Origin of the sequence: Mesorhizobium sp. M2A.F.Ca.ET.067.02.1.1 (genome assembly GCF_004023285.1) — a bacterium.
GTDB lineage: Bacteria > Pseudomonadota > Alphaproteobacteria > Rhizobiales > Rhizobiaceae > Mesorhizobium.
This window is the reverse complement of sequence record NZ_RZSB01000171.1, coordinates 1-9,327: the sequence shown is the minus strand read 5'-3', so window position 1 is coordinate 9,327 and position 9,327 is coordinate 1. Positions and strand designations below refer to the sequence as shown.

Annotated in this window: 12 protein-coding genes; 11 read left to right on the top strand and 1 reads right to left on the bottom strand. The window is 63.5% G+C overall.

All coding sequences use genetic code 11. The features are described from left to right. Window positions 1–752: aminomethyltransferase family protein (locus EOA28_RS14365; protein WP_148670717.1), on the bottom strand; the 752-nt coding region annotated here is incomplete at its 3' end. A 295-nt stretch (window positions 753–1,047) separates the two neighbouring features. On the opposite strand from EOA28_RS14365, the gene EOA28_RS14360 reads away from it, so the two are divergent. From EOA28_RS14360 to EOA28_RS14310, 11 genes are all read left to right on the top strand, one after another. Next, the gene (locus EOA28_RS14360; RefSeq protein ID WP_126062327.1) at window positions 1,048–1,335 is read left to right on the top strand and encodes a hypothetical protein; all 288 of its coding nucleotides are present in this window, start codon (window positions 1,048–1,050) and stop codon (window positions 1,333–1,335) included. 12 nt (window positions 1,336–1,347) lie between these two features. Continuing rightward, on the top strand, window positions 1,348–1,725 hold the full coding sequence (locus EOA28_RS14355; RefSeq protein ID WP_127250311.1) for a hypothetical protein: 378 nt from the start codon (window positions 1,348–1,350) through the stop codon (window positions 1,723–1,725). A 16-nt stretch (window positions 1,726–1,741) separates the two neighbouring features. Further along, the gene (locus EOA28_RS14350) at window positions 1,742–1,903 is read left to right on the top strand and encodes a hypothetical protein (RefSeq protein ID WP_042645899.1); all 162 of its coding nucleotides are present in this window, start codon (window positions 1,742–1,744) and stop codon (window positions 1,901–1,903) included. Window positions 1,904–1,916: 13 nt separating this feature from the next. Next, window positions 1,917–3,323, top strand: coding sequence for an amino acid permease (locus EOA28_RS14345; protein ID WP_126078667.1), 1,407 nt, complete (start codon window positions 1,917–1,919; stop codon window positions 3,321–3,323). A 46-nt stretch (window positions 3,324–3,369) separates the two neighbouring features. Then, a complete protein-coding gene (locus EOA28_RS14340) occupies window positions 3,370–4,059 on the top strand; it encodes a hypothetical protein (protein WP_189342043.1) in 690 nt (229 codons plus the stop codon). Beyond that, on the top strand, window positions 4,056–4,385 hold the full coding sequence (locus EOA28_RS14335) for a hypothetical protein (protein ID WP_127250310.1): 330 nt from the start codon (window positions 4,056–4,058) through the stop codon (window positions 4,383–4,385). Before EOA28_RS14340 ends, EOA28_RS14335 begins: the two co-directional genes overlap by 4 nt. A gap of 86 nt (window positions 4,386–4,471) precedes the next feature. After that, on the top strand, window positions 4,472–5,368 hold the full coding sequence (locus EOA28_RS14330; protein WP_127250309.1) for a glutamine amidotransferase family protein: 897 nt from the start codon (window positions 4,472–4,474) through the stop codon (window positions 5,366–5,368). 4 nt (window positions 5,369–5,372) lie between these two features. Beyond that, window positions 5,373–6,104, top strand: coding sequence for a GXGXG domain-containing protein (locus EOA28_RS14325; RefSeq protein WP_127250308.1), 732 nt, complete (start codon window positions 5,373–5,375; stop codon window positions 6,102–6,104). Between the two features lie 8 nt (window positions 6,105–6,112). After that, a complete protein-coding gene (locus EOA28_RS14320) occupies window positions 6,113–7,441 on the top strand; it encodes an FMN-binding glutamate synthase family protein (protein WP_127250307.1) in 1,329 nt (442 codons plus the stop codon). A gap of 35 nt (window positions 7,442–7,476) precedes the next feature. Further along, on the top strand, window positions 7,477–8,784 hold the full coding sequence (glnT, locus tag EOA28_RS14315; RefSeq protein WP_126078672.1) for a type III glutamate--ammonia ligase: 1,308 nt from the start codon (window positions 7,477–7,479) through the stop codon (window positions 8,782–8,784). A 38-nt stretch (window positions 8,785–8,822) separates the two neighbouring features. Further along, on the top strand, window positions 8,823–9,327 hold a 505-nt coding region (locus EOA28_RS14310), incomplete at its 3' end, for an FAD-dependent oxidoreductase (RefSeq protein ID WP_128314980.1).

Here is a 9,327-nt window from a genome sequence, read left to right as displayed (position 1 = left end):
TTCTCGAACGGATATTTCTGGGAATTGTCGTAGGGGTAGAAGAGCAGATAGCTCTCGACGCGCAGCATGTCGAGCGTGGTGAAGCGGCACGGGATGATGCCGGCGCTCTTGCCCTCCTCGAGGATCCTGTCCCAGATCGTGCCGGCGTCCTGGCCGCGGCAGAAGATCTCGTATCCGCGCTCGCCGGTGTAGCCGGTGCGCGAGATCATCACCGGGAATCCGAAGAGCTGCGTCTGCATATGATGGAAATAAGGAAGGTCGCGGATGCCCGGCACATGCTTGGCCAGATAGTCGACGGCGGTCGGCCCCTGCAGCGACAAATCGTGCAGATTGTCGTCGAAGCGCAGCGAGACGTCGCGCCCAATGGCAGCGCGCTGCAGCTCCTCATGGCCGGTGCCGGAGCCGTGCACGACCATCCACGAGTTCGGGCTGATGCGGTAGAGGATGCAGTCGTCGGTGAACTTCCCGGCCTCGTTCAGCATGCAGGCATAGGCCGACTTGCCGGGATAGATCTTCTCCACGTCGCGCGTCGTGGCGAGATCAATCAGATGCGAGGCGTGCGGGCCGGTGATGTGGACCTTCTTCAGGCCGGAGACGTCCATCAGCCCGGCCTTGGTGCGGATGGCGATATATTCCTCGTCGGCGTCCTTGTCATAGGTCCAGGCGGTGCCCATGCCGCTCCAGTCCTCGAGTTTCGAGCCGAGCGCGCGATGGCGATCCGCCAGGGTCGAGAATCTCCAGGATGCCGTCATCCGATCGTCCTCCGTGCGATTAGGTCGCTTTAAGCGGTTGCTGTTCCCTGCTCCTGCTTGGCGGCGGAGCTTACTCGAATATTGACCGCAAACGGCGGAGCCCTGCAATCCCCTTGAAGCAAATAATTTCATTGTCAGGCAAATTTCTTGCCCGTGGACAAACGCCTTACGAAGCGTAAATCCGGCTTGACAATTTCGAAGATCGGTCGGAATTTATGAAAAAAATTTCACTCTCTAGAAAGAGTGGACGCCCGGTCGATTTCGGGGCCGGACGTCGCCAGAAGGGGAAAAACCGATGTCCGACCTGCAGCAGCGCATCGAAGCGCTGTACCGTTCCGACGTGCGCGGATCCGTGCTCCTGATCGTCTGCCTGTGGGCGACGATCCTCTTCGTCCTCCTGATGACCTGGGCGTACATCCCCGACAGCGGGATCAAGCTCGTGGTGGTGATCGCGGCTGCCGCGGTGCTGATCTTCAACACCGCCGCCATCCTGGCGATGCTCAACCACTACAAGGAAGACAAGGACTTCATCTACGGCCTCGACATCAAGAACGCCGACGCGTTCCGCAACAGCAAGTCCTGAGGGGGAAAGACCATGTCCCGCTACATCCCGCCGAAACAGAGCAAGGCCGGCCAGATTTTCGACATCGCCGTCGTCGTGGTCGCTATCTTCGTGGCGCTGTGGCTGCCGCTGAAGCTCGGCCTCGCCGGCGCGGCGAAATCCATCGATCCCCTGGACGCCAAGACCTGGGACGCGCTCGGCCAGAACGCCACCATGGCCTCGATCTGGGAGAAGCTCGGCTATACGCCCGAGACCGCGCACGACATCATCCAGAACCGTTTCCACTACATCATCGACTGGCCGACGCTGATCATCATGCCGATCGTGCTGGTCGCCTATTTCGTCTTCCTGTTCCGCGCCTCCGATCGCGAGTATCGCGAGGTGATCAACGAAAAATTCGACGACAAGTAATTCGGGGACAAGATCCATGTGGATGGCAATCAACTACGCCTGCTGGGGCATCTCGGTCTTGCTTGCGCTCTGGATGCTCTACGACTGGTTCAAGATCGACACGACCTATTCCGAGGACGTGCTGACCTCCTCGCGCGAAGGCGAGCTTGAAGCCGTTTCCGAGAAACACCGGATCTGAGTGGGGACTGACGATGACCGCTGCGGTTGAAACGGGACTGACGACGACGATCCACGGCGACAGGGTCTCGTTGCTTCGGGTGCTCGGCCCCGCCCATGTCTGGGCGCTCGGTGTCGGCATCGTGCTGGTCGGCGAGTTCACCGGATGGAATTTCGCGGCAGACAAGGGCGGCGCGCTGGCCGCGCTGATCGTCTGCTGGATCGTCGGACTGCTTTACACCTCGGTCGCCATGATCGACTCGGAGGTGACCTCGACCGTGGCCGCCGCCGGCGGCCAGTACGCGCAGGCCAAGCACATTGTCGGGCCGCTGATGGCCTTCAACGTCGCGCTGTTCCTGGTGTTCGCCTACACGATGCTCGAAGTGTCGGACGCCATCCTACTCGGCGACACGATCGTTGCCAAGGCCGGCGTCGAAGGGCTGACGCACAATTCCTTCATCGCCGCGACCATAGTCGTGCTCGCCTGGCTCAACTATCGCGGCGTGCTGATGACGCTCAACGTCAACTTCGTCATCACCGCCATCGCCTATGTCTCGATCGTCATCCTGTTCTTCTCCGTCAGCCCGTGGACGCAGGGCGCGGTGCTGAAGCTCAACGAGTTGGTCACCCCCGGCAACGCGCTGCCCTATGGCTGGATCGGCGTCATCGCCGCCTTCCAGTTCGGCATCTGGTACTATCTCGGCATCGAGGGCACCACGCAGGCGGCCGAGGAAGTGCGCTCGCCGGCGCGCTCCCTGCCCTACGGCACCATGGCCGGCATGATCACGCTTTTGATCGCGGCCGCCATGACCTGGTATGTCTGCGCCTCGCTGATGCCCTGGGAATATCTTGGCATCACCTATTATCCGCTGTGGGACGCCGGCAAGCTCACGGGCAGCCCGCTGCTGGAGAACCTTTTGTTCATCGCGACGCTGCTGGCGGCGCTCGCCTCGGCCAATGGCTGCATCAACGACGCGGCGCGCGCCTGGTTCTCGCTCGGCCGCGACCGCTACCTGCCAAGCTGGTTCTCGGCGGTGCATCCGAAATACCGCACGCCCTATCGCTCGATCCTGTTCCTGCTGCCGATCGCGCTCGCCTTCGCCTTCATCGCCGACCTCAACCAGGCGATCACCTTCTCGATCCTGTCGGGCGTGCTGCAATACACCTTCATGAGCATCAACATCATGATGTTCCGCAAGAAGTGGCCGCTGGGCTCGATCCGCCGCGGCTACACGCATCCCTTCCATCCACTGCCGGCGATCGTGCTCTTCTGCCTCTGCATGGTAACGTTCTTCGCCATCTTCCTGGGCTTCGGCTCACAGCTGATCGCGATGACGGTGTTCTATTTCTTGATCTCGCTATGGTTCCACTTCTATCGCTACAAGTTCGTGCGGCGCGGCGACCAGTTCTCCATGCCGTGGCCGAAGCCGCAGGGTTATTGAGTGGAGTGAAGGCCCGCCTCTCGACGGCGGGCCGTGGCGTGTCGAAATGTCGGAACTGACGTCAATATTGCTTGCCGGGGCGATCGCATTGGCGGTCGTTGCCCATATTGCCTGGCTCGCGCGCGCCAGCCGCAACAGGGCGAAGGCGGCTCTGGCCGCCGACACGGCGAGCGTCTGCAGCGTCGTTCTCGATGCCGCCGACATTTCCAGCGGCACGGCCGGCGTGGTCACCTGGGCCGGCACGTGGAACGGCCAGCGCGTTCAGCTGCGCACCATCGTCGACACGCTGGCGACGCGAAAGCTGCCGACGCGCTGGCTCAGCGTCTCGATCACTGAGCCGGTCGCCGTGCCGGGCATTTTCGACATGATGATGCGGCCGAATTCCGCGACGACGTTCTCCAACTTCGACCATCTGCCGTACACGCTGCCGAAGGTGCTCGGCTTTCCCGCCGACGCGGTGCTCAAGACGGACCGCAGAGGCGTCGCCTTTCCGCAGGATCTGATCGCCGCGCATATCGACATCTTTGCCGAGGGGCGCGCCAAGGAATTGCTGATCACGCCGAACGGCGTGCGCATCGTTTGGCTGCTGGCCGAGGCCGAGCGCGCGCGCTACGGCGTCTTCCGGCAGGCCGCGTTCGGAGATGCCGGGCTCGATCCGGCCTTGATCGAAAGGCTGCTCGAGGCCGCCTCCACGCTTCGCCAAGCCATCAACCGGCACGAAAGGCAGGCGGCATGAGCGACGGAACCGCCACCCCTGCTCCCGTCAATCCCTATCTCGTGCTCGGCGCGGCGGTCATTTTACCGGCAAGCGGCCACGTCATGCTCGGCGTGCCGGTACGCGGCCTGCAGTTCCTGTTCTTCATGGTGATCCTTGGCTGGATAACGACCAAGCTGGCGCCGGCCGATGCCAGCTTCATCGGCCGCCATGCCGGCGCTTTCCTGATCTATGCTTTCTCGATCCTCGACGCCTACAAGATCGCACGTGTCCGCCATGCGATCTGGGTTCACAAGGCGCGCCCGGGCGGCGATAGTGCCGCAGGCGATGTGCCGCCCAACATGTAACCACAGGAAAATTTCTTTCATAGCAATTGAATTCGGCTCGCTCATTGAGTACATCATCTGAGAGCCAAAAAACGTTGGAGGCTGGCATGTGCGGAATCGTCGGACTTTTCTTGAAGGACAAGGCGCTGGAGCCGAAGCTCGGCGCCATGCTGTCGGAGATGCTGGTGTCGCTCAGCGACCGCGGACCGGACAGCGCCGGCATCGCCATCTATGGCGCGGCCACCGGCAATGAAGCCAAGGTCACCGTGCAGTCACCGAAGGCAGATCGCGATTTCCGCGGCCTCGACGCCGAACTCGCCAAGGCGATCGGCGCGCCGGTGAGCGTGGCGGTGAATTCGACGCACGCCGTCATCAGGACCACGCCGGACAAGGTCGATGCCGCGCGTGAAGCGCTGCAGACGCTCAGGCCCGACATCCGCATCATGGGCGCCGGCGAGGCGGTTGAAATCTACAAGGAGGTCGGCCTGCCGGAAACCGTCATCGATCGCTTCCATGTGCGCTCGATGAGCGGCACGCATGGCATCGGCCATACCCGCATGGCGACGGAATCGGCGGTCACCACAATGGGCGCGCATCCGTTCTCGACCGGCGCCGACCAGTGCCTGGTGCATAACGGCTCGCTCTCCAACCACAACAATGTGCGCCGCGAGCTGATCCGCGACGGCATGAAGTTCGAGACCGAGAACGACACCGAAGTGGCCGCTGCCTATCTTTCCAACCGGATGGCGCATGGCAAGAATCTGGGCGAGGCGCTGGAAGGCACGCTCTCCGACCTCGACGGCTTCTTCACCTTCGTCGTCGGCACCAAGAACGGCTTCGGCGTGGTGCGCGACCCGATCGCCTGCAAGCCGGCCGTGATGGCCGAGACCGACCAGTATGTCGCCTTCGGCTCGGAATATCGCGCGCTGACCAAGCTGCCCGGCATCGACAATGCGCGGGTCTGGGAGCCCGAGCCCGCAACCGTCTATTTCTGGGAGCATTGAGCCGATGCCGGCAACCCCAATGTCGAAGGCCGAGCGCGAGCAGGGCGATGCGAGGATCTTCGACCTCTCGCTACATTCGCTGCGCGAATTGAACCAGGCGCTGCACAAGCTCACGCCCGGTTCGAACGAGACCGCATGGGAAGTGCTCAACCCGAAAGGCAGCCATTCGGTCGCCGTCGGCGTCGACCAGCCGGTCACCATCGATGTGCGCGGCAGCGTCGGCTATTACTGCGCCGGCATGAATGACGGCGCCGCGATCACCGTGCATGGCTCGGCCGGCCCGGGTGTCGGCGAGAACATGATGTCGGGCTCGATCGTCATCAAGGGCGATGCCAGCCAGTATGCCGGCGCCACCGGCCGCGGCGGCCTGCTGGTCATCGAGGGCAACGCCTCGTCGCGCTGCGGCATCTCGATGAAGGGCATCGACATCGTCGTGCACGGCAATATCGGCCACATGTCGGCCTTCATGGCGCAGTCCGGCAACCTCGTGGTGCTGGGCGATGCCGGCGACGCGCTGGGCGATTCCATCTACGAGGCGCGGCTCTTCGTGCGCGGCAAGGTGGAGAGCCTCGGCGCCGACTGCATCGCCAAGGAGATGCGGCCCGAGCATATCGAATTGCTGCAGGGCCTGCTGGACAAGGCCGGCGTCACCGGCGTCAAGGCGTCGGAATTCAAGCGCTACGGCTCGGCCCGCAAGCTCTACAATTTCAACATCGACAACGCCGACGCGTATTGAGGACAGAAATGGCCTATCACAATCCTCCCACGACGCCGCGCAAATCCGCGACCTTCGACGACTACACGCTTTCCGAAATCCGCCGCGCGGCGGCGACCGGCATCTATGACATCCGCGGCGCCGGCGCCAAGCGCAAGCTGCCGCATTTCGACGATCTGTTGTTCCTCGGCGCCTCGATCTCGCGCTATCCGCTCGAAGGCTATCGCGAACGCTGCGACACCTCGGTGGTGCTCGGCTCGCGCCATGCCAAAAAGCCGATCGAGCTAAAGATCCCGATCACCATCGCCGGCATGAGTTTTGGGTCGCTTTCCGGTCCCGCCAAGGAAGCGCTTGGCCGCGGCGCGACGATCGCCGGGACATCGACCACCACAGGCGACGGCGGCATGACCGAGGAAGAACGCGGCCACTCGAAGACGCTGGTCTATCAGTACCTGCCGTCGCGCTACGGCATGAACCCGCGCGACCTGCGCCGCGCCGACGCCATCGAAGTGGTCGTCGGCCAGGGCGCCAAGCCCGGCGGCGGCGGCATGCTGCTCGGGCAGAAGATCTCCGACCGCGTCGCCGAGATGCGCACCCTGCCCAAGGGCATCGACCAGCGTTCCGCCTCGCGCCATCCCGACTGGACCGGGCCGGACGATCTCGAGATCAAGATTCTCGAGCTGCGCGAGATCACCGACTGGGAAAAGCCGATCTATGTGAAGGTCGGCGGCGCTCGGCCCTATTACGATACGGCACTCGCTGTGAAGGCCGGCGCCGACGTCGTCGTGGTCGACGGCATGCAGGGCGGCACGGCCGCGACACAGGAAGTGTTCATCGAGAATGTCGGCCAGCCGACGCTTGCCTGCATCAGGCCGGCGGTGCAGGCGCTGCAGGACCTCGGCATGCACCGCAAGGTGCAGCTCATCGTTTCCGGCGGCATCCGCAACGGCGCCGACGTCGCCAAGGCGCTGGCGCTTGGCGTCGATGCGGTGTCGATCGGCACGGCGGCGCTGGTCGCGCTCGGCGACAACGATCCGCGCTGGGAGGCGGAGTACAATGAGCTCGGCACCACAGCCGGCGCCTATGACGACTGGCACGAGGGCCGCGACCCGGCCGGCATCACCACGCAGGACCCCGAACTGATGAAGCGGGTCGACCCGATCGCGGCCGGACGACGCCTGGCGAATTACCTCAAGGTGATGACGCTGGAGGCGCAGACGATTGCCCGCGCCTGCGGCAAGAACAGCCTGCACAATCTGGAGCCCGAGGATCTCGTTGCGCTTACCATCGAAGCCGCCGCCATGGCCGGGGTGCCTTTGGCCGGCACCAACTGGATACCGGGAAAGAACGGCTTCTAGGACAACTTCCAAGACCACATAAGCGAGGAACTATAATGGGGAACGATCTCGCCGCATTCGCCAAGGAGAACGGCGTCAAATATTTCATGATCTCCTACACCGACCTGTTCAGCGGCCAGCGTGCCAAGCTGGTGCCGGCGCAGGCGATCGCCGACATGCAGAAGGACGGCGCCGGCTTTGCCGGTTTCGCGACATGGCTCGACCTGACGCCGGCGCATCCGGACATGCTGGCGGTGCCGGACCCGGATTCGGTCATCCAATTGCCGTGGAAGAAAGACGTCGCCTGGGTGGCGGCCACCTGCGTGATGGATGACAAGCTCGTCGACCAGGCGCCGCGCAACACGCTGAAGCGGGTGATCGACGAAGCGGCCCGCGACGGCATGCATGTCAAGACCGGCGTAGAGGCCGAGTTCTTCCTGATCTCGCCCGACGGCAAGGCGATCTCCGACGAATACGACACAGCCTCGAAGCCCTGCTACGACCAGCAGGCGGTGATGCGCCGCTACGACGTGATCGCCGAGATCTGCGACCACATGCTGGCGCTGGGCTGGGGCCCGTACCAGAACGACCACGAGGACGCCAACGGCCAGTTCGAGATGAACTGGACCTTCGACCACGCGATGGCGACCGCCGACAAGCACTCCTTCTTCAAGTTCATGGTCAAGTCGATCGCCGAGAAGCACGGCCTGCGCGCGACCTTCATGCCGAAGCCCTTCCAGGGCCTGACCGGCAATGGCTGCCATGCGCATATCTCGGTGTGGGACGAGGCCGGCAAGACCAATGTCTTTGCCGACAATTCGGAAGAGCTTGGCCTCTCCGCCAAGGGCAGGAACTTCCTTGGCGGCATCATGAAACATGCGTCGGCGCTTGCCGCGATCACCAATCCGACGGTCAACTCCTACAAGCGCATCAACGCGCCGCGCACCATCTCTGGCGCGACCTGGGCGCCGAACACGGTGACCTGGACCGGCAACAACCGCACCCACATGGTGCGCGTGCCGGGGCCCGGCCGCTTCGAGCTGCGCCTGCCGGACGGCGCCGCCAACCCCTATCTCCTGCAGGCGGTGATCATCGCCGCCGGCCTCGACGGCATCCGCTCCAAGGCCGACCCCGGCAAGCGCTACGACATCGACATGTACCAGTTCGGCCATACCGTCACGGATGCGCCGAAACTGCCGCTCAACCTGCTCGACGCGTTGCGCGAATTCGACAACGACAAATCGCTCAAGGCGGCGCTGGGTGAGGAATTTTCGTCGGCATATCTAAAGCTGAAGCAGCAGGAATGGAATTCCTATGCTTCGCACTTCACGCAGTGGGAGCGCGACCACACGCTGGATATCTAGCATCCAGCGTTGAGGGTGAGCGGCCTCGGAATGATTTTATGAAACACTCGATCTTCTCGCTCGCCCGCGCCGCTCTCTCCGGGCACAAGAACTGGCAGCCGACCTGGCGCGACGCAGCACCCAAGGATCGCTACGACGTGGTGATCATCGGCGGCGGCGGGCACGGGCTCGCCACCGCCTGGTTCCTCGCCAGCGAGTTCGGCATCCGCAACGTCGCGGTGCTCGAAAAAGGCTGGATCGGCTCCGGCAACGCCGGCCGCAACACCACCATCATCCGCTCCAATTACGGCCTGCCCGGCAATACCGGCTTCTACGAATTGTCGATGAAGCTGTGGGAGACGATGGAGCAGGACCTCAACTACAACGCCATGGTCAGCCAGCGCGGCGTGCTCAACCTCTATCACTCCGACGCGCAGCGCGACGCCTTCGCCCGGCGCGGCAACACGATGCGCATCAACGGCATCGATGCCGAGCTGCTCGACCAGGCGGCGCTGCGAAAGATGCTGCCGTTCCTGAACTTCGACAATGCGCGCTTCCCCGTGC

Coding starts and splice junctions, on each gene's coding strand:
- EOA28_RS14360 (WP_126062327.1), top strand. CDS start 1,048: ATGTCCGACCTGCAGCAGCGCATCGAAGCGCTGTACCGTTCCGACGTG.
- EOA28_RS14355 (WP_127250311.1), top strand. CDS start 1,348: ATGTCCCGCTACATCCCGCCGAAACAGAGCAAGGCCGGCCAGATTTTC.
- EOA28_RS14350 (WP_042645899.1), top strand. CDS start 1,742: ATGTGGATGGCAATCAACTACGCCTGCTGGGGCATCTCGGTCTTGCTT.
- EOA28_RS14345 (WP_126078667.1), top strand. CDS start 1,917: ATGACCGCTGCGGTTGAAACGGGACTGACGACGACGATCCACGGCGAC.
- EOA28_RS14340 (WP_189342043.1), top strand. CDS start 3,370: ATGTCGGAACTGACGTCAATATTGCTTGCCGGGGCGATCGCATTGGCG.
- EOA28_RS14335 (WP_127250310.1), top strand. CDS start 4,056: ATGAGCGACGGAACCGCCACCCCTGCTCCCGTCAATCCCTATCTCGTG.
- EOA28_RS14330 (WP_127250309.1), top strand. CDS start 4,472: ATGTGCGGAATCGTCGGACTTTTCTTGAAGGACAAGGCGCTGGAGCCG.
- EOA28_RS14325 (WP_127250308.1), top strand. CDS start 5,373: ATGCCGGCAACCCCAATGTCGAAGGCCGAGCGCGAGCAGGGCGATGCG.
- EOA28_RS14320 (WP_127250307.1), top strand. CDS start 6,113: ATGGCCTATCACAATCCTCCCACGACGCCGCGCAAATCCGCGACCTTC.
- glnT (WP_126078672.1), top strand. CDS start 7,477: ATGGGGAACGATCTCGCCGCATTCGCCAAGGAGAACGGCGTCAAATAT.